The sequence below is a fragment of the Haloechinothrix halophila YIM 93223 genome (assembly GCF_000504245.1).
Lineage (GTDB): Bacteria > Actinomycetota > Actinomycetes > Mycobacteriales > Pseudonocardiaceae > Haloechinothrix_A > Haloechinothrix_A halophila.
The window spans coordinates 2,198,882-2,225,454 of record NZ_KI632509.1 but is presented as its reverse complement, the minus strand read 5'-3'; the positions used below and the strand labels follow the sequence as shown (position 1 = coordinate 2,225,454).

The following is a 26,573-nucleotide window of genomic DNA, read 5'->3' as shown; positions in this document are numbered from 1 at the left end:
AATCGGCATTGGCCTCTGTGGTGCTTCCCCCACCGTAAGCGTTCGGCAGTGATGGCCGCACAGCACCACCGGCGAGTCGCACGCTCCGCCGTCATCACGTCGCTGTCCTGCCCGCACGTGACTACCGTCGTCGCGACTGACGTGCAGGTCAGCGCAGCAACGCGGCGAGGTTGTCTATCGAGGCGTTGACATCGCTCTTCAGCGCGCGCTTCACGGTCATGCCGACCGGTCCGAACACCAGCTTGCCACCGAACTCGACGTCGAAGCCAACCCGCGAGCCACCTGAACCGCTGCCGTCCTCGGTGATCGATAACGCCAGCGACACGGACGTTCCGCCAACGCCGTCACCCGTAAGAGTGAGCCCGTGGGGTGGGTCGTAGCTAGTGATGCGCCAGCTGATGCGGTTGCGCATGCCCTTGACCGAGACGACAGACGTCAGCTCGGTGCCGGTGGCGAGCTCGCTGGGCACCTCACCGCGCCACGCCTCGTGCATGGTCATCCACTCGCCGAGCCGGGACAGGTCGGCGGCGGTGCGCCACGCCGTCTCCGGTGACGCCGGCACATGAGCCGACTCGCTGAGCCTGGCCATCACACCTCCTTGCGCTGGATGGACGACACCATACGCCGAAGTAACTAGTATCTCGGGTAGCGGCCTGCTCGTTGATCGATTCGGACGGCAGAAGAGGTCACGATTTGGTGCGCACGATGGTGAGCGCTGCCATCGCTACGTTTACGCTGCCATGACAACGAGTCAATCGCTGTTCGTGCTCAAAGCACTAACAGCGCACCGCCTGGAGGTCGGATATGACAAAAGCCGACGTGATGACGTGCCCGCATCCTGCGGGTGGTTCCGTTACGACGCTGTGTGAAGGGTTTCAGAAGACCACCACGATGCGCCCGAACGCCGTGGCCCTGCGCACCCCGCACGGTGAGCAGGAAATCACCTGGCAGCAGTACGGCGACCGGGTACGTGCGATCGCGGCAGGTTTGGCGGCACTCGGAGTCTCACGGGGCGACACCATCGGCATCATGCTGACCAACCGGCCCGAGTTCAATCTGGTCGACACCGCGGCGCTGCACCTGGGCGCGATCCCGTTCTCGATCTACAACACCAGCTCGGCGGACCAGATCTCGTACCTGTTCTCCAACGCCGAAAACAAGGTCGTGATCACGCAGGAGAGCTTCCTGCCGCAGGTCAAGGCCGCGGAGAGCCTGGTCGAGCACATCATCACGGTAGACGGTGCGCATGAGGGCACCACCTCGCTCGCCGACCTGGAGACGTCCGGCAAGGACGACTTCGACTTCGACGCGGCGTGGCGCGCGGTCGAGCCGGACGATGTCGCGACGCTCATCTACACCTCGGGCACCACCGGACCGCCGAAGGGCGTCGAGGTCACCCACAGCAACATCGTGGCCGAGGTCAACGCGCTGATCCCGCTGCTCGAGGTCGGCCCGGACGACGCGTCCACCTCGTACCTGCCGCACGCGCACATCGCGGACCGGGTGGCCAGCCACTACGCCTGCATCATGCGCGGCATGCAGCTCACGCTCGTCGCGGACCCGCGCACGGTCGCCCAGGCGCTGCCTGATTCACGTCCGACGATCTGGTTCGCCGTGCCAAGGGTGTGGCAGAAGATCAAGGCCGGGATCGAGAGCAAGCTAGCGACCGAGGCCACTGGGGTGAAGCAGAAGCTCGCGTATTGGGCCATCGACGTCGGCATGCAGGAGGCGCGGCTCCGGCTGGCCGGTAAGCAGGCCACCGGCGTACTCGCCGCCAAGCACAAGCTCGCGGACACGCTGGTGCTGTCGAAGTTGCGGCACACGCTCGGCCTCGACCGCCTGCGCTGGGCGGCCTCCGGTGCGGCGGCGATTCCGCCATCGGTGCTGGAGTTCTTCCACGGCCTCGGCATCCCGGTGTATGAGGTGTGGGGCATGTCCGAGACCACCGGCGCCACCACCGCGACGTCCGCGTCCGACATGAAGGTCGGCTCGGTCGGCAAGGCAGTCACCGGGGTTGAGCTGAAGCTCGCCGAGGATGGTGAGCTGCTGGTGCGCGGTCCCGTCGTGATGCGCGGTTACCGCAAGCAGCCGGAGAAGACCTCGGAGACCATCGACTCCGATGGTTGGCTGCACACCGGCGACATCGCCGAGATCGACGGCGAAGGCTTCGTGAAGATCATCGACCGCAAGAAGGAACTGATCATCAACGAGGCGGGCAAGAACATGTCGCCGACCAACATCGAGAACGCGATGAAGGCGGTCAGCCCGCTGATCAGCCAGGTCGTCGCGATCGGTGACAACAAGCCGTACGTGTCCGCGCTGATCGTGCTCGACCCCGAGGTGATCGAGGCGCGGCGCGAATCGCTCGGGCTGAGTGACACCTCGCCAGGATCGGTGGCCGACAACGCGACGGTGCGCGAGTCCATCACGCAAGCGGTCAAGGAAGGCAACACCAAGCTGTCCCGTGTGGAGCAGATCAAGCGGTTCCGCATCCTGCCGCAGATCTGGGAGCCGGGCGGCGAAGAGATGACGCCGACCATGAAGCTCAAGCGCAAGCCGATCGCGGAGAAGTACGGCAGCGAGATCGATGAGCTCTACGCTGGCTCGCCCAGCCCCGCGGTGGTGGACCTAGGCAACTGACGCCTCCGGAACGTCGTGTCCCCCGCTCCTGACGTCGTGTTCCACACTCGCGACGTCGGGAGCGAGGAACACGGCGTCCGGAACGCGGGACACGGCGTTACCCGGTCGCGCGTCGCGTCCTACGGGCGAGTGCGGACGATGGCGACCGGACGGTCGGCGTGGTGGAGCACACCCTGGCTGACCGACCCCAATCCCAGACCGGCCATCGCACCCCTGCCGCGCGAGCCGACGACGAGCAGTTGCGCGTGCGCCCCCTCGGACAGCAACGCCCGGACGGGGCGTCCCCTGACGACACGCCCCTCGACGGCGACCTCAGGGTATTTCTCCTGCCACGGCGCGAGGGACTCATCGAGCAGCCGCCGCTCATTGCCGGCGATGTCATCGTCGGAGACCCGCATCGGCACGGTAGGCCAGCCGGTCTCGATGGTCGCGTAGGTCCAAGCACGGACCGCGACCAGCGGCGCACCCCGCAGCGTTGCCTCGCGCGCGGCCCACTCAACGGCCGCGAGGGCGGATGTCGAGCCGTCGATCCCTACCACGATCGGGTGAGCGGCCGTCGTGTCGGCCATCCGAGTCTCCATTCGCAGGTGTGGTTCCACCGCGAGCATGCCGCGTACCGAGCGGGGCACCAAGGGCCGAAAGGCGACAGGAACGGGGCCTGATGGCCCATGATCGAAGGCACGGAGGCAGACACCATGGGCAGTACGCCGGTCTAGTGCGGCCATGACGGCTCGGCGTATGTTGGGCAACAACGCGCGGGAGGATCGTGCATGATCGAGGTATTTCTCGTCGACGACCACGAAGTGGTGCGCAGAGGAGTCGCTGACCTCCTTGAGGCCGATCCCGAGCTGACGGTGATCGGGGAAGCGTCCACGGTGTCGCAAGCCATGGCGAGGATTCCCGCGCTGAAGCCGGACGTCGCGGTGCTCGACGTCAGGCTGCCCGACGGTAACGGCGTCGAACTGTGCCGTGACCTGCGTTCGGCCATGCCCGAGCTGAACTGCCTCGTGCTGACGTCGTTCACCGACGAGCAGGCGATGCTGGATGCGATCCTGGCCGGCGCTGGCGGTTACGTCATCAAGGACATCAAGGGCATGGACCTCATCGAGGCGGTCCGCGAGGTCGCCAGCGGACGCTCACTGCTGGACAATCGCGCGGCGGCGGCCCTCATGACGAAGTTGCGCGCGGATGCCACCGACCAGGGCCCACTCGCGTCGCTGACCGAGCGCGAGCGGACGCTACTTGAACTCATCGGAGAAGGGCTGACAAACCGGCAGATCGCCGAACGCATGTTCCTCGCGGAGAAGACCGTGAAAAACTACGTTTCCCGGTTGCTGACGAAACTCGGCATGGCACGGCGCACCCAGGTGGCAGTGCTCGCGACGAAGCTGCGAGATCAACAACGGAGCAGGTGAGCATCGGACTGTAGGCTGGTTGAGTGACGTCGGGTTAGCACGCGGCTGACCGGCCATTTTGCCCCCTAGCGGATCTGTTCCCGTGGTGCGAAAGTGAAGCTGATGAACACAGACGTGCCCAGTCATGATTATCGCGAACCCCAGATCCGTGACACGCTGTCGCAACTGAGGCTGCGGGAATTGCTCGCAGGTGTCCAGGAACGCATCGAACGCATGATAGGCACCCGCGATCAGATGGACGGCTTGTTGCAAGCCGTCCTGGCTGTGTCATCGGGTCTGGAGCTCGACGCGACGCTGCGCCGCATCGTGCAGGCGGCGACCACGCTGGTCGAGGCACGCTACGGCGCGATCGGTGTGCGGGGCCACGACGGCGCCTTGACTGAGTTCGTCTATGAAGGCATCGACGACTCCCAGCGCGACTTGATCGGTAGCCTGCCCGCGGGTAAGGGGCTGCTCGGCGTGCTGTTCGAGAAGCCGGAACCGTTGCGACTCGACGATCTCTCCACCCATCCCGACTCGGTGGGCTTCCCCGAGAACCATCCGCCGATGCACAGCTTCCTTGGCGTGCCGATCCTGGTGCGCGGCTCGGTGTTCGGCAATCTCTACCTGACCGAGAAGGCGGACGGTAAGTCGTTCACCGAGGACGACGAGGTCGTGGTCAAAGCGCTCGCCGCGGCGGCCGGTATCGCGATCGAGAACGCCCGGCTCTACGAGGACGCCAAAATCCAGCAGGACTGGCTGGAGGCCAACGCCGAGATCAGCACCGAGCTGCTGGCTGGCACCGAGCCGTCCCAGGTGCTGTGGCTGATCGCGCGGCGGGCGCGGCAGCTGACCAACTCGGACGACACGTTCCTGGCCGTGCCCGAGGACCCCGAAGAGCCGGTCAACGAGGTCAGCGAGCTGGTCATCACGGTCACCGAGGGCGAGACGGCCCAAAAGGTGAACGGCAAGATCATTCCAGTGGTCGACTCGACATCGGGCGAGGCGTTTCGCACCAGCACGCCGTCCCGGGTCGACAAGCTGACGTTCCATCCCGGCGACCTGGACTTCGGCCCCGCCATGGTGCTGCCGCTGCGCGCGGCGGGATCGGTGTCCGGTGTGCTGGTCACGACCCGCTCTCCCGGCTCAGCGCCGTTCACCGATCAGCAGCTGTCCGTCGCGGCGTCGTTCGCGGACCAGGCGGCGTTCGCGGTACAACTGGCGCAGAGCCAGCGGCAGATGCGCGAGCTGGACCTCCTCGCCGACCGCGACCGCATCGCCCGCGAGCTGCACGATCACGTCATCCAGCGGCTGTTCGCGGTGGGCCTGTCGTTGCAGAGCGTCATGCCGAGGGTGCGTGTCCCCGACGTACGAACCAGACTGCTCGGCACCGTCGACGACCTGCACGACATCGTCCGCGACATCAGGACCGCGATCTTCGACCTGCACGGCGGGCCAGGCGGGTCGTCCAGCCTGCGGGAACGGCTCAGCCTCGCGCTCACCGAGCTGACGGCCGACACCGAGCTGCACACCATGGTGCGGATGTCCGGCCCACTCGGCGTGGTCGACGCCGAACTCGCCGAGGACGCCGAGGCCGTGGTCCGCGAGGCCGTCAGCAATGTGGTCCGCCACGCCAACGCGGACACCGTGTCGCTAACAGTGTCGGTGGGCGACGACCTCACGATCTCCGTGTCCGACGACGGCGTCGGCATCCCGGACGTCGTCGCGCGCAGCGGACTGCACAACCTCAACGAACGCGCGCGTACGGCTGATGGCTCGTTGCGCGTCGAGAACCCGGCCAGTGGCGGAACCCGGCTGGTCTGGTCAGTGCCGCTTCGTTGAATTAGGGACCTTTTGCCCTTTTCCAAACCTCCCGACGGTGCAAAGATTGCCCGAGTACACCGCAGTGGGGAGCGACACAGACGAAGCGTTCTGGCATGGGGCCATTCGCCCCGAAATTCCGCACGCGCGTTCATGGAGGCACCGAAATGCAGGCGGACATCGAAACCGAACTGCGCGAGAATCTCGATCATTACAAGACGCTGAGCGAACAGCTACAGCGCGCGCTAGACAGCAGGATCGTGATCGAGCAAGCCAAAGGGGTGTTGTCCGAGCGGTACGATCTCGATGTCGACGAAGCGTTTAAGCTCCTGCGTTCGTACTGCCGTGCCAACAATTTGAAGCTCGCCGACGCCGCCATCGCTCTCACGGCCACTAGGTCGCACGAGTTCCAATCGTCCCGGGTGGGCACACTCTCGCGGTAGTTCGGCCCGGTGCCGCTGACTTCGCACGCCGGGGTGCTGAGCGCGCCCCGGCACCGCTGGCCCAGCTGATGTGGTGTGGGCGGCCTCGCGAGCCGCTCAGGCGAGGTCGTAGCGGTCGAGCAGCCATTCGTCATCGACCTTACGCAGCACCAGCCGCATCCGGTTCCGGTCGATGCGTGGCTGCGGCGTGTGCACGTTCGTGATGGTCTGGTCGACGAACGCGATGACGACCGCCTTGTCCTCGGTCAACTCGGCGATCCCGGCGTCCCGCACGGTTCCCTCTGACGTCGCCTTGCCGTCGACGATCACCTCGGCCAGCTGCTCCGACCGCTCGTCGCGGTACACCTCAGCCCATTTCTCGGTCGACTGGGACACCACACGGTCAAAGTTCTGCTCGATCTTCCGGTAGTCGTAGGTCGTGACGTCAACGGCGATCCGCTCCGCGAGCGCCAGGACCTCGCCGCGCTGGGTGTCCTGCCCGCGTTCGGACCACCACAGCACCCCGAACGTCCCTGCCGCCCCCAGTGACACCACGGCCAGCAGCGCGAGCACGAGGACGAGCCCCCGCCCCCGCCGCGCCGTGTCCTGCACTCCGGTCGCCGTGTCCTGCGTTCCCGACGCCGTGTCCTGCACTCCGGACGCCGTGTCCTGCACTCCGGACGCCGTGTCCTGCACTCCGGTCGCCGTGTCCTGCGTTCCCGACGCTTTCTCTTCCCGGGGAACCGGGGACGGTCGCTCGATCGTCATGGCTGCACTCCTTGCAGATAGATCGCCTGCCACGAGTCGTCGCCGAGCACGTCGGCCTGGCCCCCGCCGTGGCCGAGCCGCACCGTCTCGCCACCGGGCACGGCTGCCCGGCCGGTCGCCGGGTCGGCCATAGTCACGACCGGCCGCTGCCGCGCGCTCTCCGGCCGGGGCGCGTTGGTGGCACCGCGCACGGGCACCTCGCTCGGGCAGTGGTACGTCAGCGCGGGCTCCTTCGGCCCGGTCTGCTGCGGGGTCCGGCGCGGCGAGTCGTAGTAGCACACCGGCCCTTGCGTCATCACGAACTCGAAGTTCGCCGTGTCGCCATCGCCGATCGTGGCCAACTCACCGAACGAGCGTGGAATGAAGATCAACCCGTGTTCCAGCGCGGGAATCCGCGCCGACACGATCTGCGCCGGGGTGACCAGGTTCGCCAGCAGCACACTCACCGACGGTTGGGTCTCCCGCAGCAACGGCACCAACCGCTCGGTCAGTGGCGGCACCTGCCGCGCTAGTTCCACGCCCTCCGGCGCCACCGACCGCAGCCGCTCGCTGATCCGCGCCAGCGCTCGCGCGATGCGCGGCAGCCGCCCGGTATCCGACCCGGTCGCGTCAAGGAACTCCTGACCGTTGCCGATCAGGCTGCGCGCGGTGGGTTCCAGCTCGACCAGGTCGTCGACCAGCGCGAAGCTGTTGTCCGCGAGCCGTTCCAGTTCCGGCGCGGTGCCCGCGAGCCCAGTCGACAGCTCCTCCGCGATGACCGACACGTCGTCGATGTCGATGGAGTCGGTGAGCTTCATCAGGTTGACCAGGACTTCTTCCAGCGCGAGCGGCCTGCTGGTGCGTGTCGGGCCGACCGTGGCGCCGTCCGCGAGGTACGGCCCGGCGTCGTCAGGCGGGCGCAGGTCGACGTGCTTGAGCGCCACCGGGGTGTCCTGTGCGACGACGATCTCGGTGTCGGTCGGCACCTTGACGTCGGCGAGCACCGACAGCTCGACCCGTACGCCCTCGTCGCCCGGCAGCGCAACAACGTCGGTGACGTCGCCGACCGTGACACCCCGGTACGTCACCGGGGATTTCGGCGTGAGGCCGCCCGCATCGTCCATCAGTACGGTGTAGTGGTTGCGCGGGGCTACGACGTCGGTGCCCACCGCGTTGACCGCGACGTAGGCGGTGCTGACCAGCGCGATCACCAAGAACAGCGCGATCTGCCCGAGTGGCAGCCGTTGCTTGAGCCCTGCCATCAGCGCGCTCCCTTCCGCAGCAGCCGTTCGACGGCGTCCGCTCCGGAGCCGGTAGCTGAGGAACCACCGCCGGGCAGGTAGTCATCCAACCCGGTGAGCACCCCGGTCACGCTATCGGGCACGTTCGCGAGGCCGTACAGGTTGAGGTAGTCGCCCGGTGCGGCGCGGCTGAACACCCGCTCGAACGTCTCGAACTGCCGCAACGTCGCGCCGAGTTCGCCGTCAACGGCGGCCAGTTCCCGCAGTACCGGCTGGAGCTGGCGCACCTGCCGTGTCATCGTCGTGCGGGTTTCGCGCAGCGCCGTGTTCACCTCACCGGACAGCTCGGTAACGCTGCCCATCAGCCGTTCGACGTCGCCGTACTGGCGGCGCACCGCGTCCACGGCGGGCCGGATCGTACGCAACGCCTTGCGCAGCACCGCGCGGTTGTCCGACACGGTGCCACCGAGCCGGTTGAGCGAGCGCAGCGTGCGGGTGAAATCGCCGGTGCGCCGTTCGATCGCGCCGAGCACCGTGTCGAGGCGACCGAGCAGGGCACGCGCGGTGTCGTCGCGCCCGTCGAGCATCGTGTTCAGCTCGGTGACGATGGTGCGGGCCTGCTCGATGCCACTGTTGTTGAGCACGTTGCCGAGCAGCGCCATGGTGTCCTCGATACTCGGGCTCTGCTCGGTGTCCGCGAGCGGAATGCGCCCACCGTCACTGAGCAACACACCGTCATGGTCACGCGGCGGGTTCAGCGCGACGAACTGGTCACCAAGCGCGGTGCTCAGCTCCAGGCCTGCCGTGGTGCCGCGCGGGAGTTCGACGTCCTCGCGCATCACGATGACGACGTGGGCGACGAAGCCCTTGGCGGTCTTGGACTCGACCCTGCCGACGGTGGCGGGCCCGATGCGCACCTTCCCGCCGATCGGCAGCCCAGTGGCGTCGGCGAACTCGGCGGTGATCCGGTACGACGGCCCGTCGACGCTCCTGCCGACCGGCGCGTTCTGCAGGCTGAACCCGCATCCGGCAAGCAGCAGCGGCACGAGCAACACGGTAAGCAGGCGCATCAGCCACCCCCTCCCAGCAGGGCGGGTGGCAACGTCGGGGGCAGCTCGATCGGGTTGTAGATGCCCCTGCCCTCGCAGAGCCAGATCGCGACCTCGGCGCACAATCGCTGGCCCCACTCGAACTGCGACAGGTTGGTGGAGAAATCGAGCCGGATCCGCAGCTTGCCGTCGTCGGTGACCGCGCGGGTGATGTTCTCCGCGGCGAGCGGGAACGTGTCCATGATCTCGACGAGCTGCCGCTGGTGTTTGGCCAGCTCGACCGAGACCTCGGCGAGCCGGTCGACATTGTCCGACATCTCCGTGCCATGCCGTTTGACCAGCTGGCTCACTTCGGTCAGCACGCTCGACAGCGAGCCGATGGCGTTGGCGATCTCGTTCTCCTGCCGGGCGAACTCGCCTGCGACGTCGTCGACCGACCGGGTCAGAGAGTCCACTGTGGACTTGTTGTTCGCGAGGACGGCGACTAGCTTGTCCAAGCTGCGCAGCAGCCGCTTGACGTCGGGCATCGACCCGCCGACGACGTCGGTGGCCTGCGAGAGGTTGCGGATCGCCGTTCGCAGTTGTTCGCCCCTGCCGTCGAGCAGCGTCGCCGCGTTGTCCAGCACCCTGCCGAGTGAGCCGTCGGAGTTCGCGCCCTGCGGCCCGAACGTCTCCAGCAACTCGTTGACCGACTTGACCAGCGTGTCCCATTTGATCGGTGAGTGGGTGCGGCCGAGTCCGATCACCGCGCCATCGTCAAGCGTCGGCCCACCCTGATACGGCGGGGTCAGCTCGATGTACTGGTCCGAGACGACGTTCGGCGACATCACCCATGCCTCAGCACTCGCGGGAATCTCGGTGTCGGCGGGTAGCGACATGGTGATGCGCACGTGGTCGCCGCGCGGTTCCAACTCCTCCACGGTGCCGACGTTGACGCCGAGCACCGCGACGTTGCTGCCGACGAACATCCCGTCCGCCTGCGCGAAGTGCGCGTGCACGGTGAGGCTGGGTTGCGGGCGCACCCAGAGGTACAGCCCGGCGGCTGCCAGCGTCACGACGATGAACGCGGCGAGGACTCTGCGGGGCACGCTGGTCATGAACACCCCCGCACGACGCCGGTCAGGCACAGCACGTTGTCCGGCACGATCGCGGCGGGACCGACGACGTCGCCCCACGGCCCGTGGCCGAAGGTGTTGGCGATGTAGCGGGACGCCGGCGCGAACTGGGTGAGCGTGGCGTTGAAGTCCTGCTGGGTCCGCTTGAGCGTCTTCGTGATCGTGGTCAGCCGGGTGAGCAGGGACTCGATGCGTGGCCGGTTGGTATCCAGAAAGGACTCCAACTGCCTGCTCAGGTTGGCGATGTCACTGATCAGCCTGCCGATCGCCTCGGAACGCCGGGACAACGTCGCCGCGATCAGGTCGGCGTCACCGAGCAACGAGACCAGCGTGTCCTTCTGCTCGAGCAAGCCGGAGGTGACCCGCTCGGCGCCGTCGATGAGGTCCTGGAATGCCGCACTGTGTTTGACGAACACCTTGCTGGCACGAGCGATGCCGTCCAGCGCCTCCCCGGCGAGCTGTGGGTCGGGTGAATCCTGCTCCAGCGTGTCGAGCAGCCCGCGCAGCGCGTCGAGATCGATCTCCTCGGTCGCTTTCGCGGCCGAGCGGGACAGGTCGTCCAGCGAGAACGGCACCGACGTACGTGCCAGCGGAATCGGCGTGTCCGGGTCGAGTTCGCCGCCGCCGCGCGGCGCCAGGTCGAGGTAGCGCTTGCCGAGCACGGTCTGGATCTTGATGCCCGCCGTGGTCTGCTCGCCCAGCGTGCGATCGGACTCCATGCGGAAGCCGACCAGCGCGTGTGTGCCGGCCAGCTCGATGGTGCTGACCCGGCCGGACGGCACGCCCGCGATGTAGACCGGGTCGCCGGTGCGCAACCCGGCGGCGTTGGCGAACTCGGCGGAGTAGTGCGTGGTGCGGGCGTAGAACACGCCCTGCGGCAGCAGCAGCGACGACGCGACGACCAGCGCGACGACCAGCGTGCCGATGATCGCGAGCTTTCTCGGATCGCGTTCCCGGAATGGCACCCTCATGCCTGGCACACCTCCGAATGCGGTCCCACGCCGGTGTCGATGTCGCCGAGCAGTGGCGCGCCGGACTCGATGATCAGCGTGCAGAGGTAGACGTTCACCCATGCCCCGTACTCCGCGACCCGGTTGACCGAGGTGAACAGCTCCGGCGCGGCCTGGATGGTGCTGGCGAACTCGTCGGAGTTGTCCGCGAGCGTGCCCGCGAACCGGTCCAGCGAGCGCAGGTCGTTGTCCAGCGCGGGCCGGAGGTCGGTGACCAGACCGGACAGCCCGCGCGCCAGCTCGCTGGACGCGTCGATGACGGTGCCGATCTGCTTCCTGCTGGCCGCCATCCGCTTGGTGAGGCTGGCGAGGCTGTCGACGAGCCGGGTGAAGTCCGGTTCGTTGCGCAGCGCGAAGTCGGTGACCTTGTTGAGGTTGGTCAGCACCTCGCCGATCAGCTTGTCCTGATCCGCGACGCTGGTCGTCAGCGCGACGACATGGCTGAGCAGGCTGTCGATCGTGCCGCCCTGGCCCTCGAACACGGCGATGAGATGCCGCGCCAGCGTGTTGATCTCCTCCGGCTGGAGGGTGTTGAACACCGGTTGGAAGCCGTTGAACAACTCAGTGAGGTCGACGGCGGGTCTGGTCCGGTTCAGCGGGATCACCGCGCCATCCGGCAGCGGCTCGCCGCTGCCGGACGCGGTGCCGCTGCCCGGCTGAAGTGCGATGTAGCGGGCGCCGAGCAGATCGGCGTAGCGTACGTGGGCTTCGACGTCGGCTGGCAACGTCTGGTCGTCGGTGACCTCGAAGGTGACGGTGGCGTGTTCGCCGGTGAGCTCCAGCCCGTTCACCCTGCCGACCCGCACCCCGGCGATGCGGACGTCACTGCCTTGCTTGAGCCCGACGACGTCGGTGAACGCCGCGCGGTAGGTGGTGGCCGACTGGCCGAGCGGACGGTAGAGGGTGTTGCCGACGAGCAGCGTGCACAGCCCGGTGATCACCACGAAGATGCCGAGCTTGACCACTGTGGACGTCATGGATTCGCGGTTCACGGGACCACCACCTCGCTGCCGCGCACCAGTGGGCCGAGCAGGACGCCGACCATGCCATCGGACTGCTCGTCCTGCCCACCAGGCGCGGCCCGTAACAGTTCGGTGAGCGTGCGGGCCTCCTGCTCGCTGCCGACCGGGCCAGCGGTTCCGCCGTACCGGGCCTGCTGGGCTTCGGATCGCGTGCCTGTGGGGCAGTTCGGGCCTGGCTTGCTGCCGTAGCGGGGGCAATCATCCCGCGTGTACGGGCGGGGTTCCTTGGTGGTCAGGTTGGCCCTGATCCGGAACCATGGCCCGGTCTGGAACGTGGGGATGCCAGCTTCCAGCAGCGTGCGGGCGTTGCGCACGGCGTCCGGCACGGCGCGCGGGTGGCGCGCGAGCGTGTCCACGACGGGACCGGAGGCGCGCAGCAGCTCGATGAACCGGTCGGTGTTGTCAGCGAGAAACCGCGTGCTCTCGTCGCTCACCGCGATCCCGCCAGTGAGCGCGCCAGCGAGGGTGTCCTGCTCGGCGACGACGAGTTCGGAGAGCGCGATGGCGTCGCGCATGGCGCTGATGCCGTGCGGAGCGGCCTCGGCGAGCTGGTCGGCCAGCGTTGAGGTGGTGGTCGTGCCGTCGTCGACGAGGTCAAGCAGACCGGGAACGTCGTCGGTCAGCTCGTGGAGCTGGTCGATCATGCGGCCGAACTTCTCACCCCTGCCGTCGAGCAGTTGTGCCATGGCGTGCAGCGCGGTGGCGATCTGTTCCGGGTCGATCCGATCGAGCAAGTCGGTGAGCCGCACGTACGCCTCGTAGAGCTGCACGGTCTCGGTCGAGGTGTCGGGCATGAGTGTGTCGCCGTCGGTGATCGACTCACCCGCCTCGCCGTCCGGCGGCGGGATGAGCTGGATGAACTGGTCGCCGAACAGCGTGCGCGGCAACACCCGCACCTGCGAGCGTTCCGAGATGGCGTCGGACTGCCGCTGGTAGATGCGCATGGTGACGTTGGCGGTGGTCTGCTCGGTCTCGACGCGGATGACCTTGCCGACGACGACGCCCTTGTACTCAACCGGCGCCTGTTCGCTGATGCCGACATTGCTGGCCGGAACCGACGCCGTGATTTCGGGATTGTCGGAGAGCGCGCCCGTGCTGGCGATGGTGATGTAGACCATCAGGGCGATCACCAGCAGGCAGGCGATCGCGCCCCGGGTCGCGAGCGCGAGTTTGCTCAGCGGTTTCCTCGGTCCTGACCGCCTCATGCCTCACCTCCGAGGCCAGGCAGCTCCATGAACACGCCCCAGAACGCGAAGGTCAGCAGGATGTCGACGATCATGATCATCACGATGCTGGTGCGTAACGCTCGGCCAGCCGCCCTGCCGACGCCTTCCGGCCCGCCACTGGCGTTGTAGCCGTAGTAGCAGTGGATCATCGTGACGATCATGGCGAGTATCAATGCCTTGAGCAGCGATAAGAAGACGTCCTGGGTGGGCAGCATCAGCTCGAACCAGCGGTCGTAGTTGCCTTCCGACTGACCGTTGACGTTGACGACGATGAACCGGGTGGAGGCGTAGGCGGCGAACAGCCCGACCAGATAGAGCGGGATGACGGTCAGGAATGCCGCGATCATCCGGGTGGTGACCAGGAACGGTAGCGATCTCACCGACATCGTTTCGAGCGCGTCGATCTCCTCGGAGATGCGCATCGCACCGAGCTGGGCGGTGAAGCCGGTACCGACCTTCGCCGCGAGCGCGATGCCCGCGACGACCGGCGCCAGCTCGCGGGTGTTGACCAGGCCGGACACCGCGCCGGACAGCGGGGCGAGGCCGACCAGGTCGAGGCCGCGGAACCCTTCCAAGCCGACCTGCGCGCCGGAGACGAACGACATCGCGAAGACGACGCCGACCGTGCCGCCCGCGGCGAGGATGGTGGCGGTGCCGAAGCTGATCTCGGCGATGAGCCGGACGATGTGGCTCCAGTACTTGGTGATGGTCATCGGGATGTAGCCGATGACCCGGGCGTAGAACACCAGGTGGTTGCCGACCTCGGCCAACCGCGAGCCGACCGCGTCCGCGGGGCGCGCCAGGCTGGTGCCGATGCGACGCACGGCGGGAATGGCCATGCTAGCCACCTCCCGGTGGCAGCAGCAGCGCGTAGACCTCGCCGACCCCGACGTTGACGAAGAACACGAAGATGAACGCCATGACGACGGCCTCGTTGACGGCGTTGCCGACACCACCGGGCCCGCCCTTGGCGGTAAGTCCCTTGGCGCAGCAGGCGACCGAGGCCGTGAGCCCGAACAGAACTGCCTTGATCTGAGCGACGATGAAGTCGTTGAGTGAGGCGAAGTCGGTCATGGTGTCCAGGAAGCTACCCGCCGTGACGTCCATGGCGGTCACCTGGAACACGAAGCTCGCGCCGATACCGAGCGCCATGACCAGGCTGGTCAGCAGCATGGTGACGACGACGGCCGCGAACACGCGCGGCACAACAAGGCGTTCCAGCACCGAGATGCCCATGACCTCCAGCGCGTCGACCTCGTCGCGGATCTTGCGGGCACCGAGGTCGGCTGTCATGGCCGAGCCACCGACGCCCGCGATCATCAGCGCCGAGACCAGCGGCGCGGCCTGCCCGACGATGAGGAACGCGACGACGGCGCCGCTGTAGTTCTCCGCGCCGACGTTGGAGGCCAGCGACCCGACGATGACGCCGACGACGACGCCGAACGGGATCATCACCAGGATCGCCGGGATGGAGCACACCGAGGCGAGGAACTGGAGCTGGACCAGGAACTCTTTCCAGGAGAACTTCCGGCGGGTGATCGACGTCCAGATCGCGACGACGGTGTCGGCAGCGAAGCCGACGAGTTCGCCGAGCTCGCGGACGCTGGGAGAGACCTTGCGTTCCTTGCGGGGAGTGCGCTGCCGCCGGGGCGCATCCGAGCCCGGCTCAACGACAGCCGTCATCCGTCCCTCCGGTCCTCACCTAGTGGCCCCTCGATCGGTCCGCACCGACATAACGAACGTTTTGTGGTGCAAGTTACGTGCAGGAGTGCACGAAAACAAGACTTGCGGCCTAGCTGATCGTGTCGCAGGGACCATAAATCGGGCGCGGATGGCACGCCGGGTGAAACAGACTCGAGCCAGCGAGAGTCACCAAGTGAGGTGGTCGCAGCGACGCGCGGCGTCGCAGCTCTCGACCTGCAGCGTGGCGTGCTCGATGCGGTAGTCGTCGGCGAGCACGCGCTGCGCGGCGCGCAATACGCCGGTGCCGTGGGCGTTCTGCTCGACGGCGATGTGCGCCGATGCGACCTCCATGCCGGACGTCAGAGTCCAGACGTGCAGGTCGTGGACGTCGGTGACGCCGCCGATCGCCTCGAGCTTGGTGGCGACCTCGTCGACGTCGATGCGCTCGGGGGCGTGCTGCAGCAGAATGCGCAGCGAGCGCCGCGCGAGCGCGACCACCCTCGGGAGCACGAACAGCGCGATTCCGACACCAACGATCGGGTCCGCGTAGCGCCAACCGGTCAGCAGCGTGACAACGCCGCTGATCAGCACGCCGAATGACGCGACGAGGTCGGCGAGCACTTCCAGGTAGGCGCCGCGCAGGTTAAGACTTTCCTTGGCGCCCGTGCGCAGCAACACGAACGCGACGGCGTTGGCCGCCATTCCCGCCAGCGCGACCAGCAGGACGGGCAAGCCGGGCACCTCGGGCGGGTCCTGGAATCGGCCGACGGCTTCGAACAGCACGAACCCGGCCACACCGAACAGCAACACCGCGTTGATCAGCGCGGAGAACACCTCGCCCCGGTACATGCCGAACGTCCTGGTCGACGTCGGGGTGGTGCGCTTGGCGAGCACGATCGCCAACAGGGCGACACCGATGCCGAAGACGTCGGTGAGCATGTGCGCCGCGTCAGACAGCACCGCCAGCGAGCCGGTCACGAAGCCGACGACGAACTCCAGCACCATGAAGCAGAAGGTGATGACGAATGCGGCGGCCAGGTGTTTGACGTAGCGGCCGGACGCGCTCGCCGGCTCCACCGCTGGGCCGTGCTGGTGTGCCACAAGACCTCCCGTGTCGTCCCCTGCCGGTCAACATATTGCGAAGTATGCATAAGTGCAACCGAGGAGCGCGGTGGTGTGTCCCACCTCGCACGGTAACGTCGATGCCCCTCAGTGCGACGGGCGACGACGGCATGCGATAGGCTTTCGCAGGACGCACCGGAAACCGGTGAGCCCTCGTAGCTCAGTGGATAGAGCACTGCCCTCCGGAGGCAGGTGTCGCAGGTTCGAATCCTGCCGAGGGCGCCCAGCCCGGACCATAGAAGACAGGCCCCGACCTGCGGAGACGCACGTCGAGGCCTGTTTTGTTGTTTCCGGCCAGCATCAGAGTCGTGAGTGCTGATCAGCGTTAGAACTCTGATCCGCACTCACGACGCCCAGCCATAAGCTACGGCAACTCCCCCGTGCGGGATCGACACCCGCGACGAGCCAGAATGTCTCGGCGGGCACCGTGTCGACCTGCTGTTGTGCGGTCGCGTCGCAGCGCTGGATCAGGAGAACGCGGACTCGGTCACCTGATTCGAGCTTGATCCAATATCCAGCTTGCTCCACCATCCGCAGTCTCGCGTGCACGTCGCCCACGTCTGCCGCCAGACTTCCTCGGTGGTGACGAATCCGGCACAGTTCGGGCATTCCATGACTTCGTTGCTCACGTCCCCATCCCCTTGCTCGCATAGTTCCGCCCCGCACCGATCAGGTTGGTGTCGGCCGGTCACACCTGCCACCCTGTCACTCTCAACTGTGTGACCTGCGAAAAGCGTGTGACCGGAGAGTGACAGGTGAGTGACACCTATCGGGCTGCTCTCTCCCTCACTCTCTATGTGACCCCTGTCACTGCGAGGCTGAAACAGGTGGGAGTGGCCACTGTGGACAACGCGTGAACAATTCAGTCGCAGATTCAAACCTTGAGTAGAGTCGGGACATGGACATCTCCGAACACATGCGGATTGGACCGCTCGACACGCACGTGCGAGTCGAGATTGACGGTGTGGCGATCGCCGACTCGAGGCGACCGATGGTGCTGCGGGAGAAGGGGTTCCCGCCGCGCTACTACCTGCCACGCGAGGACGTACGTTTCGACCTGCTCGAGCGGACGGAGGCCACAACCCACTGCCCGATCAAGGGCGACGCCTCCTACTTCTCGGCCAAGGTTGGCGACACCGTGCACAAGGATGTGGTGTGGTCGTACGAGTCGCCGATTCCCGAGGCAGAGGATGTGGCAGGCCTTGTAGCGTTCTTCGACGAGAAGGTGGACGTCTACTTGGACGATGAGCTACAGGAGCGACCGGTAACCAAGTTCAGCTGAGGTCGCCAGCGCGATGGCGCCGTAGAGTTCCGCCCGTTCACCCAACGCCGACGGCGTCACCCGCGTGCCGCGGCAACGTCCTAGTTCCGATCTATGTAGCTACTAGCTATGTAAACAACAACTACCGGCTGGCCGCATTCCGCAACCGCATGTGCACAGGTGACGCACTCGCGCTCACCGCGACAGCACGCCCACCGTCTGGCCCCGGGAGGAGCCTCGTGGGCCCAACCAGGCGGTTGTGAGGCCTTAACGTGCCTCCAGGACCCCAAACATGACAGATCGAGTCGACTTAGTGCACAATGGCGGATTAGACGTCGACGGCGCTACCTGTCCGCCAACCACCACCCCCGGAGGGCCCGCAAGTGTGGCAAACCATGAACCAGCTGGCTGCGGACGGGTGGCTGGCGTCCTCCATGGACGAGATCAAGATCGTCATCGCCGCCTTCCTGGTCGGCATCGTGGTTGGGATCACGGGTATGGGCGGTGGCGCGCTGATGACCCCCGCGCTGCTGTTCCTCGGAGCAGGCAATCCCTCGGCTATCGTCACGGCTGATCTGACCGCCGCGGCCGTATACAAGTCCGGTGGGGCCCTCGTGCATTGGCGGCACGGGTCACCGAATCTCAAGCTCGCCATGTGGCTGATCATCGGTTCAGTACCGACCGCACTGCTGGGGCCTCCGCTGCTCAGGTGGCTGGCACCGCCTGATGACTTCGAAACCATCCTGACGATGGCGATCGGTTTCGCCCTGCTGTTCGCGACGACGACGTTCGCGCTCCGCCTGTACATCCAGCTGCGCCGGGTACGGCGCGGGACGCACAGCGTGGGAGAGCCAGTGATCAAACCTCTTCCCACCCTGCTGGTCGGCGCCCTCGGTGGGCTTCTCGTCGGCATCACATCGGTCGGGTCGGGATCAGTGATCATGATCGCCCTGATCACGCTGTATCCCACCCTGTCCGCGGTGAAGCTCGTCGGCAGCGACCTGGTGCAAGCGGTTCCGCTCGTCATGGCCGCGGCCATCGCCAACATCTTCACCCACGGGCTGGACCTGGGCCTGACCATTCCGTTGATCATCGGCTCAGTGCCGGGAACGCTGCTCGGCGCGAAAATCGCACCGAAGGTGCCCAGCTCCCTGATCCGGCGCGGCCTCGTAGTCGTACTGACCATGTCGGGCTTCGCTCTCCTCGACGAAGCAGGCTGGGCGCCGCTGGGAGCTGGCGAAAACCAGACCTATCCCCTCCTCATCGTCGGGATCGGGCTCCTCGCGCTCCTGGCCACTCCGCTGCTGTGGGGTCTGCTCCGCAAGCGCGAAGGACTTCCCATGTTCGGCAAACCCACCGTCAACGAACTGGAACACCCGATTGGCCCCGACACAGCAGACGACTCCGCTGAGCTGACGCACGCCATCCCCACCGGCGCCGAAACCCGCGGTGCGGCCTCGCAGCGCGACAGCCATGGCGACCCAGACGACATACAGCGCATTGACGGGTAGCTGAGAGTCGCTGACGACGTCGGTAGCAGCCGTGGCTGGCCCCACCGTCGCCGCGGCACGCGCGCGCCACCGCCAGCGGGTACGGTGGCGACGTGGTCTTCCCGTGAAAGGGATGAATTCAAAACGGGAGGAGTGTACCGATGTCGAAGCCAGAGCCGGTCCGTCGAAACCCGGAAAAGGGCTACGTCGCCGTGCTGGGATGGAGCCTGAACGCGGTTGAGGCGCTCGACCGGTTCGACAGACGCTACGTGGTCGTTGCTCCAGACTGGGCCGAGGAGTACTGCGAGGAGCACGACATCCCCTATGTCTCCTGGAACTTCGAACGGCTCAACGACCGCTCGCTTGAGATCGCGGAGACCCTGCAGAAGATGGGCGTCGACGTCGCCATCCCGCTCTATGAGGAGACCGTCGAGTGGGCTGGCGCCATCAACTCGGTGCTGATGGGTAACCCTCGCCTCCTCGGTCAGGCGATGTTGCTGCGGGACAAGGCCCTGATGAAGCGGCGCGCTCAGCTCGGTGGCATCCGCGTCGGGATCTTCGAGGAAGCCCACGACAGGGACGACGTCATCCGCTTCCTCAAGCGCGTCAACCAGACGTTGCTGAAGCTCGACGGCGACCCGAGCGACCCGATCCACCTCAAGGCGTTCGACAAGGCCGGATGTCTTGGACACCGGGTCATCCGGACGCCGGACGAGGTCGACACGATCCCGGACGAGGAGTTCCCGGTCCTGATGGAGTCCCATCTCGACGGCTGGGAGTTCGCGGTGGAGGCGTGGGTCTTCAACGGCAAGATCCGCTTCCTGAACATCTCGGAGTACGTCACCCTCGGCTACTCGGTGTTCGTGCCAGCCACGCCGGAGCTGGAGAAGTTCCGGCCGCAGATCACCCGGCAGATCGAGAAGCTGATCAAGGCCTTCGAGATCGACTTCGGGTTCATCCACCCCGAGTACTTCGTCACCAGCGACGGGGAGATGTACTTCGGTGAGGTCGCCTACCGGCCGCCCGGCTTCAAGGTGTTCGAGCTGCTCGAACGTGCCTACGGCTTCAACGCCTACCAGGCCTTGGTGCTGGCGTTCGACCCGAAGACCACCGAGGAGGAGATCGACGCCTTCTTCCCGCGCGAGGTCGTTGACGCCAGGGGCCACGCTGGTTGCTTCGGTGTGTACCCGCGTCGCCGGGTGGTGAGCGAACTGTCGATACCGGAAGAGACAGAGGACCACGACTACTTCGAGTCCCACGAGCTCTCCGCGCCGCTGGAGGAGACCGTCACCAAACGGACCGCGTTCGGCACGCACTGGGGGCTGGTGTACTTCTTCGGCGACGACCCGCACGCCATGCGGGGCCTGCTGAAGAGACAGGAAGACCTTGACTTCTACGTCTAGCCTCCGCGGACGAGACGTCTTGCCATGGGAAACCCGGTGAATCCAAGAGAGAACGATCCGAGTGATGACGCCACGCTGACGAAGCGGCTGGCGGCACTCGATGACGCCACGCACGCCATGGCGGAAGCCCGAGACTTCGGGAAACACCTCAGGCTGCGGCGACTGCTGGACTCGTTGCGCCGGGTACTGGTGCAACCCGGTGGCTTCGCGGCCGTCCAGGCTCGCGCCGCCGACCTCGAGGAGGCCGGCCTGTTCCACGGCACGGACTGGGCCACCCCCGAGGTCCTGGTCCCCGCGCTGTGCGGTGCCGGACTGCAGAGCGAGAATGCGGACACCGTCCTCATGGAGGCGGTGAGCGAGCTCCGCATGCTGGCGATCGCCACCGGCGAGTACGCACACCCGAACGTCTCCGCCGAGGACGCGCACCAGTTCCTGTCGCAGGTGCTGGCGACGAACATGGCATTGCTGTTCACGCCGCCGAGCGAGGCGGAACGGGTCAAGCAGGGCCGGATGGCGCAGCTGACCAGGGACCTTTTTCGGCATCTCGGCGAGAACGTGGGGTTCGAGAGCGTCCTCGACCGGCTGGTGGAGGAAATCTGGCGAATCCTGCGCCAACGGCCGATCCAGGTGGAGCAGGTACAACACCTGATCACTCAGATCGCGATCTTCCGGAGTGACCCCGACGTCGAGCTAGGATCGGCGGGGCAGGGCGTTGACCGGCTGATCAGCAGCCTGTACGGCACCACGGAGGCGTGCCGGGAGGACCCCGGTGTCGACGTCTACCGGTCTCGGCTTGAGGCCATGGATGCCAACGCCCTGCAGTACGAGGCGGCTGGGTTCGCCAGGGCGATGCACGACACCGGTCTGGTGTCGCCCTACCACGCCGAACTGTTGCGGTTCCTGCTTGATCAGAGCGACTATCTGCTCGCCGAAGCGATGGGGCTGTCCAGCACGGGTCGCGACTGCATGCTGCGCTTTCACGACCTGGTGCATCGCCTGATCGAGGAGGCCGTGCACCCACAGACCGCGCAGGCCGTCTACGGCCTCGCGCTGCTGCTGGACCGAGGGATCCTCTACCAGCCGCCGGTCGCGCCCGCCCTGTGGCGGCAGATCGCGCTGCCGTTGTCGCCGTACGCGCAGGAACGCCTGACCTTGGCGTACGGCACGACGCCGTCACCGCGTGCCCGCTTGCTGTCAGGCGTGCTGTCGATCTTGGGGCTGCCGCTCGGCGTCGGGCAGGGCGACAACCCCACCTGCCAATCGGCGCGGGCTCTGTCCATGTGGGCCTACAACGACCCGGACTACCTGTTGCAGGTGCTGGTGTGGGTGGCTCGCGACGACGAGATCATCATGCACTTCGAGGGGCAATCGATCTCATCCAGAGACAGCATCAGTGGGGTGGCGACCACGCTGCCCACCGACCTGGATCCGGTGTCGCTGATCGTGGTGCCGCACCTGGACCGGATCTACGCCGAGATGGGGCGGCGTTGCGTCGGCCGCGCTGGCGACCCGCACCGCTGGGTGAACCCGGAATTCCACGGTTGGTGGTCGGCACGCGGCTTCCGGATCAACGTCGACGTCGAGACCGGCAAGCTGGTCGATCTTGAGGAGTTCTTGCGGCACTTCTACGCCGCCTACCATCCCCGCTACAACGGGGACCAGCCGCTGATTCACCCGCAGCCAGGGGGCGTCGCCGTCACCGACAGCGCGGCCCGCTACGTCGGCTGGCATGCGATCACGATCCTGCGGGTGGCACGCGATCCGCAGGATGTCACGCGCGTCTACTTCTACAACCCCAACAACGACAGCGGCCAGGACTGGGGCGACGGCGTCGTGGTCAGCACCGCGGGAAACGGTGAGCGGTTCGGAGAGGGCTCACTGCCGTTCGAGCAGTTCGCGTCGCGGCTCTACATCTACCACTTCGACCCGCTCGAACGCGGTGACCTGGAGCGAGTCCCTGACGACGAGATCGACCGGATCATCGGCTACATCCGGCGCAGCTGGGGCGCGGACCGCCTGCCGGCCGGGGAGCTGCAGGCCTCGCCCGAACCATCCACCAGGCCCCCGGACTGACAGCGAAACCACCCCTCCCGTATCGGGATACTTCCGACATACCGGACAGGGCAGCGTTTACTGCTCTCGCAGCTGGTCTACACCATGAGTGAACCTTTCTCCGCAAACCAGAGAGAAGGCCATCATGGGAATGCTCAGCAAGATCGGAACCACCGTAGCCGCTGTCGCCCTCACGGCAGGAGCAACCTCGTTCGCGAGTCCCGCGGCGCAGGCCCACGACGGCACGCCGTGCGGCGCCCGCGCCGACGCCTGTCTCGACCTCAGCTCCAGCCAGGCCTGGTTGATGTCGAACGGCGAGGTGACCTACGGCCCGGTGCCGATGTCCTCCGGAAAGCCTGGGTACGAGACCCCGACCGGCATGTTCCACGTGACGTGGAAGAACAGGGACCACTGGAGCCAGACCTACGACGCACCAATGCCCTATTCGGTGTTCTTCACCAACAACGGTCACGCCATTCATGAAGGCAACATCGAGCGTGGGTCGCACGGCTGCGTGCGACTGCGGCACGCGGCGGCCAAGAAGTTCTTCGCCGAACTGGAGCCGAGGGACCACGTTCAGATCACGTGGTGAGCCGACAGCACTCGTTCACCGATGGGTGACATGCGGTGACCGGCTACGTAGGTAAGGTGGCCGCTGACCGCGACCCGGACCAAGGAGTGCCCCGTGATCACCGCAATCGTGCTCATCCACGCTGACACGGACCGGATCCCCGAGGTCGCGGAGTCACTGGCCGACCTCGACGGCGTCAGCGAGGTCTTCTCCGTGACCGGCGAGTTCGACATCGTCGCGATCGTCCGCGTGCACGAGCATGAGGAACTGGCCCAAGTCATCCCTGGACGAGTGAACAAGGTGGACGGCGTTCAGTCGACCGAGACCCACATCGCGTTCCGCACCTACTCCAAGCACGACCTCGAAGCGGCGTTCTCGCTCGGTATCGACAGCTAACGGCCACCAATTCAGCACGTACAGTCGCGGGCCTGGTGATGGATCGCTCCGCGGTCCTACCCGTGCCAGTCCTCGACCGCGCCGACCGAAACGGGTGCCGTCGACGGTTCCGGATGTCCTTCGACGGCGTCAGCGACGACGCACGTGACGTTGTCCGATGACCCTGCCTCCAGCGCGGACGCGACGAGCGACGCGACGGCATCCGCCGACGATCCCACGCTCAGCTTCTCGGTGATCTCCTCCTCGGTGAGGACGTCGGACACGCCGTCGCTGCACACCAGATAGCGATCGCCGGGAACAACCCTGAACACCGACAGGTCGAAGTGAGCGGCGCCGCACCCATCGAGCGCACGCAGGATCAGGGAGCGCCGAGGGTCGGCCGCCGCCTCCTCCGCACTGATCTTTCCAGCACTGACCAGCGACTGCACGAGGGTGTGATCGGTGGTGAGTTGCCGCAGCGCGCCGTCACGCAACCGGTATGCCCGCGAGTCGCCGATGTGCACCACGCCGAGCCGGTTGCCGGTCGAGCACAGCAGCGCGGTGAGCGTGGTGCCCATCCCGTGTAGTTCGGGCCGTTCCACGATCATGTCGGCCATGCGCTCGTTGGCGGCCTGCGCCGAGTTCGCCAGCGTATAGACCAATTCCTCGCCAGCGATATCACCATCGAGGGCAGCCAGGGTCGTGATAGCGACTGAGCTCGCCACCTCGCCATACGCATGGCCTCCGACGCCGTCCGCGACGGCGATCAGCGCCGAGCCCGCATACGCGGAGTCCTCGTTATTGCTGCGTACGATGCCGACGTCGGACAGCGCCGCGCTTCGCAGCGACAGCGACGAGCCAGTCGCTACCTCACTCCGACGTCGATGCGGCTTCAGCAATTCGCCCAGCTTCTGCACGACAGGCAGTCTAAGCACCGTCGCTCATTCCGCCAAACGGCGGAGTCGAGACGTCGAATCGCCGGAACGACGGCCGGGATTCCGGTCCTCTTCTCAGCCAACGCGATCTTGTCGCCGAGGACCGAGCTGCCGTGGTCGGTGTCGTGTTAGCCTGACCCCATGCCGCGCTACACGACTCCGAGGCGAGTAGTACTGAGGCGCGCCAGCTGAACCCAGGTCGCTGGCGCGCAGCGCTGTCGACCGCGGACACGTGGACATCCTCTCGGGACCTGGCCCGATCCCCCGTTGGTTCCTTAACCGTGGAGATCCGCTATGTCCCTCTCAGCCGCCTATTCGCCGTATCGCACGCCGTCGTTCCTGGCCCGTCGCCGCATCGCCACCTACTTCACCGGCGGCACCGACGGGATACTCACGCTCGTCTCGACGCTGCAGCAGCGGGGCTTCAAGGTCCATGACCTGTCCGTCGACGTCCGCGACGGCGTGCCGGAGAGCAGCATGGTCTGCACCGTCATGGTCACCAACGACGACATCGAGCTGCTGCTCGACCACCTCCGCGACCTGCCGTCGGTCGTCTCCTCCGAGCTGGTGTAGCGCCGCCCGAGTGGCGTGATGCCGAGCTGTTGGGGTGACCCATCGCCACGGGTCACCCCAATCCGCTACTCGCCCTCTTTGGGTGGCGTGTCCCAATCGTGGACGTCCTTGCCCTCTTCCCGGGACAGGATGTCGAGCGCGGCGACCGCGCCCGCACCCGCGGAGATGATCGCCTGACTGCGGTTGCCCCGCGCGAGCCTGCCCACCGCGTACACGCGGTCGATATTCGTCCGGTTCTCGGTATCGACCCGCGCGCGGTCGTCGGTGAGATCCACACCCAGTTGCTCGGCGAGCCGCCGTGCCGCCTTGGCGCCCGCGAGGATGACGTAGTCCGCCTCGCGGGCGTCGTCACCTGCGTGAACGGTAAAGCGGCCGTCCTGGTGCGTGACCGTCTCCACCTGTGCATCGAGGAGGTTGGCACCGAAACCGGCGACCTGGGCACGCGCCGCGGTCTGGAAGTCGGTGCCGCCCATGTTGTCGATGCCCAGATAGTTGTGCAGCTGGGCGAAGTGCATCGCCGTCTTGTCCTGGCCATAGACGATCGCCTGATGCCCGTTCTTCGCCAGGAACAGGGCCGCGCTCAGACCCGCTGGACCGTCTCCGATGATCGCTACCGTCGTCATGGCATCGAGGATGGCAGACCGCGCCGACCGGTGCCGGTTCGGCGTCAGCGGCGAGCGTCGAGATGTGCCGAGATGAGCTCGCGCGCGGTATCCATATGCGCGACGGTGAGATCGCGTGCCTTATCAGCGTCACGCCTGCCGATAGCCTCGGCGATGTTCTCGTGCTCATCGGCGTTCTGCGTCAGCAAACGGGGATCAGACCCCAGCGCCAGCCAGGTGACGTTGCGCGGCAGCCGGTGATGGAGCATCTCGGCGGATTTCTCGAGCTGGGCATTGCCAGCGGCGTCAAAGATCGTCTTGTGGAAGCCGCTGTTGGCCCGCTGCCACAGTTCCCTGGCTCCGCTCTCGCCGTGCTTGGCCATCTCGGTCACCTGCCGGAAGCTCTCGATCGCTGACCGCAGCTCCGTCATCTGTGGTTCGGTGATACGTGTCGCGGCGCGAAAGGCCGCATGCCCCTCAAGGACACCGCGTACCTCCGTGACCTCGATGATGTCGAGCAGCGAGGGATAGCGCACCCGGAACCCACGGTTGGCGATGCGCTCCACGGTGCCCATCGCTTCGAGCTTGCTGAGCGCGAGACTCACCGGGGTACGGCTGACGCCATACTCCTTCGCCAGCTTCTCCTGCCTAATCCAGGTGCCAATCTCGAACTCGTTGTTGGCGATCCGGTCACCCAGCGATGTCGTCAGATACTCGACGACGTGCGAGCGCTGGGGGACGCTGCTCGCGGACGTCGCGTTCGCCTCGGCATCAACCATGAACGGCCTTCCTACCGGTTGGCGGGGCGTGACCGGAGTC

At 66.5% G+C, this 26,573-nt stretch carries 27 protein-coding genes and 1 tRNA gene; 12 read left to right on the top strand and 16 right to left on the bottom strand.

Features of this window, described 5'->3' with window-relative positions; all coding sequences use genetic code 11:
• Positions 1-148: 148 nt before the first annotated feature.
• Positions 149-589 (bottom strand): type II toxin-antitoxin system Rv0910 family toxin, encoded by a 441-nt coding sequence (locus AMYHA_RS10045; RefSeq protein WP_034270320.1) that lies wholly within the window; start codon positions 587-589, stop codon positions 149-151.
• A 215-nt stretch (positions 590-804) separates the two neighbouring features.
• On the opposite strand from AMYHA_RS10045, the gene AMYHA_RS10040 reads away from it, so the two are divergent.
• Positions 805-2,640 carry an AMP-binding protein gene (locus AMYHA_RS10040; protein WP_034270318.1) on the top strand — a complete coding sequence of 612 codons (1,836 nt, stop codon included), beginning with the start codon at positions 805-807 and terminating at the stop codon, positions 2,638-2,640.
• A gap of 119 nt (positions 2,641-2,759) precedes the next feature.
• Here the strand turns inward: AMYHA_RS10040 and AMYHA_RS10035 are convergent, their stop codons facing one another.
• Entirely contained in the window at positions 2,760-3,209 is a 450-nt protein-coding gene (locus AMYHA_RS10035; RefSeq protein WP_051399738.1) for a universal stress protein, read from the bottom strand.
• 201 nt (positions 3,210-3,410) lie between these two features.
• Here AMYHA_RS10035 and AMYHA_RS10030 point away from each other — a divergent pair, with 201 nt between their 5' ends.
• From AMYHA_RS10030 to AMYHA_RS10020, 3 genes are all read left to right on the top strand, one after another.
• On the top strand, positions 3,411-4,055 hold the full coding sequence (locus AMYHA_RS10030; protein WP_034270316.1) for a response regulator: 645 nt from the start codon (positions 3,411-3,413) through the stop codon (positions 4,053-4,055).
• Between the two features lie 102 nt (positions 4,056-4,157).
• Complete coding sequence (locus tag AMYHA_RS10025) at positions 4,158-5,876, top strand: sensor histidine kinase (protein WP_034276629.1); 1,719 nt, start codon at positions 4,158-4,160, stop codon at positions 5,874-5,876.
• A gap of 146 nt (positions 5,877-6,022) precedes the next feature.
• Positions 6,023-6,298 carry an ANTAR domain-containing protein gene (locus AMYHA_RS10020; RefSeq protein WP_051399737.1) on the top strand — a complete coding sequence of 92 codons (276 nt, stop codon included), beginning with the start codon at positions 6,023-6,025 and terminating at the stop codon, positions 6,296-6,298.
• A gap of 96 nt (positions 6,299-6,394) precedes the next feature.
• Here AMYHA_RS10020 and AMYHA_RS10015 read toward each other — a convergent pair whose 3' ends face one another.
• The 10 genes from AMYHA_RS10015 to AMYHA_RS09970 all read right to left on the bottom strand — a co-directional run bounded on the left by AMYHA_RS10015 (position 6,395) and on the right by AMYHA_RS09970 (position 16,471).
• Complete coding sequence (locus AMYHA_RS10015; protein WP_034270313.1) at positions 6,395-7,045, bottom strand: hypothetical protein; 651 nt, start codon at positions 7,043-7,045, stop codon at positions 6,395-6,397.
• Positions 7,042-8,286: an MCE family protein gene (locus AMYHA_RS10010; protein ID WP_034270310.1), complete on the bottom strand. Its 1,245-nt coding sequence runs from the start codon at positions 8,284-8,286 to the stop codon at positions 7,042-7,044. Before AMYHA_RS10010 ends, AMYHA_RS10015 begins: the two co-directional genes overlap by 4 nt.
• Positions 8,286-9,335 (bottom strand): MCE family protein, encoded by a 1,050-nt coding sequence (locus AMYHA_RS10005; protein ID WP_051399736.1) that lies wholly within the window; start codon positions 9,333-9,335, stop codon positions 8,286-8,288. The genes AMYHA_RS10010 and AMYHA_RS10005 overlap by 1 nt, the downstream gene beginning before the upstream one ends.
• Positions 9,335-10,411, bottom strand: a complete 1,077-nt coding sequence (locus AMYHA_RS10000) for an MCE family protein (protein ID WP_034270307.1) — start codon at positions 10,409-10,411, stop codon at positions 9,335-9,337. Before AMYHA_RS10000 ends, AMYHA_RS10005 begins: the two co-directional genes overlap by 1 nt.
• Positions 10,408-11,400 carry an MCE family protein gene (locus AMYHA_RS09995; protein ID WP_034270304.1) on the bottom strand — a complete coding sequence of 331 codons (993 nt, stop codon included), beginning with the start codon at positions 11,398-11,400 and terminating at the stop codon, positions 10,408-10,410. The genes AMYHA_RS10000 and AMYHA_RS09995 overlap by 4 nt, the downstream gene beginning before the upstream one ends.
• Positions 11,397-12,431 (bottom strand): MCE family protein, encoded by a 1,035-nt coding sequence (locus tag AMYHA_RS09990; RefSeq protein WP_051399734.1) that lies wholly within the window; start codon positions 12,429-12,431, stop codon positions 11,397-11,399. Before AMYHA_RS09990 ends, AMYHA_RS09995 begins: the two co-directional genes overlap by 4 nt.
• On the bottom strand, positions 12,428-13,666 hold the full coding sequence (locus tag AMYHA_RS09985) for an MCE family protein (RefSeq protein WP_034270301.1): 1,239 nt from the start codon (positions 13,664-13,666) through the stop codon (positions 12,428-12,430). Before AMYHA_RS09985 ends, AMYHA_RS09990 begins: the two co-directional genes overlap by 4 nt.
• Positions 13,663-14,526, bottom strand: coding sequence for an MlaE family ABC transporter permease (locus tag AMYHA_RS09980; protein WP_034270299.1), 864 nt, complete (start codon positions 14,524-14,526; stop codon positions 13,663-13,665). The genes AMYHA_RS09985 and AMYHA_RS09980 overlap by 4 nt, the downstream gene beginning before the upstream one ends.
• A gap of 1 nt (position 14,527) precedes the next feature.
• The gene (locus AMYHA_RS09975) at positions 14,528-15,370 is read right to left on the bottom strand and encodes an MlaE family ABC transporter permease (protein WP_051399733.1); all 843 of its coding nucleotides are present in this window, start codon (positions 15,368-15,370) and stop codon (positions 14,528-14,530) included.
• A gap of 186 nt (positions 15,371-15,556) precedes the next feature.
• Positions 15,557-16,471 (bottom strand): cation diffusion facilitator family transporter, encoded by a 915-nt coding sequence (locus AMYHA_RS09970; protein WP_034270297.1) that lies wholly within the window; start codon positions 16,469-16,471, stop codon positions 15,557-15,559.
• A 170-nt stretch (positions 16,472-16,641) separates the two neighbouring features.
• On the opposite strand from AMYHA_RS09970, the gene AMYHA_RS09965 reads away from it, so the two are divergent.
• Positions 16,642-16,714 (top strand) — tRNA-Arg (locus AMYHA_RS09965).
• 245 nt (positions 16,715-16,959) lie between these two features.
• On the opposite strand, the gene AMYHA_RS26950 is transcribed toward AMYHA_RS09965, so the two are convergent.
• Positions 16,960-17,121 (bottom strand): hypothetical protein, encoded by a 162-nt coding sequence (locus AMYHA_RS26950; RefSeq protein ID WP_157361989.1) that lies wholly within the window; start codon positions 17,119-17,121, stop codon positions 16,960-16,962.
• Positions 17,122-17,390: 269 nt separating this feature from the next.
• On the opposite strand from AMYHA_RS26950, the gene AMYHA_RS09960 reads away from it, so the two are divergent.
• The 6 genes from AMYHA_RS09960 (at position 17,391) to AMYHA_RS09935 (ending at position 23,665) form a co-directional block, all read left to right on the top strand.
• The gene (locus tag AMYHA_RS09960) at positions 17,391-17,774 is read left to right on the top strand and encodes a DUF427 domain-containing protein (protein WP_157361987.1); all 384 of its coding nucleotides are present in this window, start codon (positions 17,391-17,393) and stop codon (positions 17,772-17,774) included.
• A gap of 374 nt (positions 17,775-18,148) precedes the next feature.
• On the top strand, positions 18,149-19,264 hold the full coding sequence (locus AMYHA_RS09955) for a sulfite exporter TauE/SafE family protein (RefSeq protein ID WP_169732915.1): 1,116 nt from the start codon (positions 18,149-18,151) through the stop codon (positions 19,262-19,264).
• A 140-nt stretch (positions 19,265-19,404) separates the two neighbouring features.
• A complete protein-coding gene (locus AMYHA_RS09950; RefSeq protein ID WP_034270294.1) occupies positions 19,405-20,646 on the top strand; it encodes an ATP-grasp domain-containing protein in 1,242 nt (413 codons plus the stop codon).
• A gap of 36 nt (positions 20,647-20,682) precedes the next feature.
• The gene (locus AMYHA_RS09945) at positions 20,683-22,719 is read left to right on the top strand and encodes a hypothetical protein (protein WP_034276601.1); all 2,037 of its coding nucleotides are present in this window, start codon (positions 20,683-20,685) and stop codon (positions 22,717-22,719) included.
• A gap of 124 nt (positions 22,720-22,843) precedes the next feature.
• The gene (locus AMYHA_RS09940) at positions 22,844-23,290 is read left to right on the top strand and encodes a L,D-transpeptidase (protein ID WP_231104680.1); all 447 of its coding nucleotides are present in this window, start codon (positions 22,844-22,846) and stop codon (positions 23,288-23,290) included.
• A gap of 93 nt (positions 23,291-23,383) precedes the next feature.
• The gene (locus tag AMYHA_RS09935; RefSeq protein ID WP_034270291.1) at positions 23,384-23,665 is read left to right on the top strand and encodes an Lrp/AsnC family transcriptional regulator; all 282 of its coding nucleotides are present in this window, start codon (positions 23,384-23,386) and stop codon (positions 23,663-23,665) included.
• A 56-nt stretch (positions 23,666-23,721) separates the two neighbouring features.
• Here AMYHA_RS09935 and AMYHA_RS09930 read toward each other — a convergent pair whose 3' ends face one another.
• Positions 23,722-24,579: a PP2C family protein-serine/threonine phosphatase gene (locus AMYHA_RS09930; protein WP_084037030.1), complete on the bottom strand. Its 858-nt coding sequence runs from the start codon at positions 24,577-24,579 to the stop codon at positions 23,722-23,724.
• 294 nt (positions 24,580-24,873) lie between these two features.
• Between AMYHA_RS09930 and AMYHA_RS09925 the strand changes: the two genes are divergently transcribed.
• Complete coding sequence (locus AMYHA_RS09925) at positions 24,874-25,152, top strand: hypothetical protein (RefSeq protein WP_034270288.1); 279 nt, start codon at positions 24,874-24,876, stop codon at positions 25,150-25,152.
• Positions 25,153-25,217: 65 nt separating this feature from the next.
• On the opposite strand, the gene AMYHA_RS09920 is transcribed toward AMYHA_RS09925, so the two are convergent.
• Positions 25,218-25,775 (bottom strand): FAD-dependent oxidoreductase, encoded by a 558-nt coding sequence (locus AMYHA_RS09920; RefSeq protein WP_034270286.1) that lies wholly within the window; start codon positions 25,773-25,775, stop codon positions 25,218-25,220.
• A gap of 44 nt (positions 25,776-25,819) precedes the next feature.
• Positions 25,820-26,533: a GntR family transcriptional regulator gene (locus AMYHA_RS09915; protein WP_051399730.1), complete on the bottom strand. Its 714-nt coding sequence runs from the start codon at positions 26,531-26,533 to the stop codon at positions 25,820-25,822.
• Between the last annotated feature and the right edge of the window lie 40 nt (positions 26,534-26,573).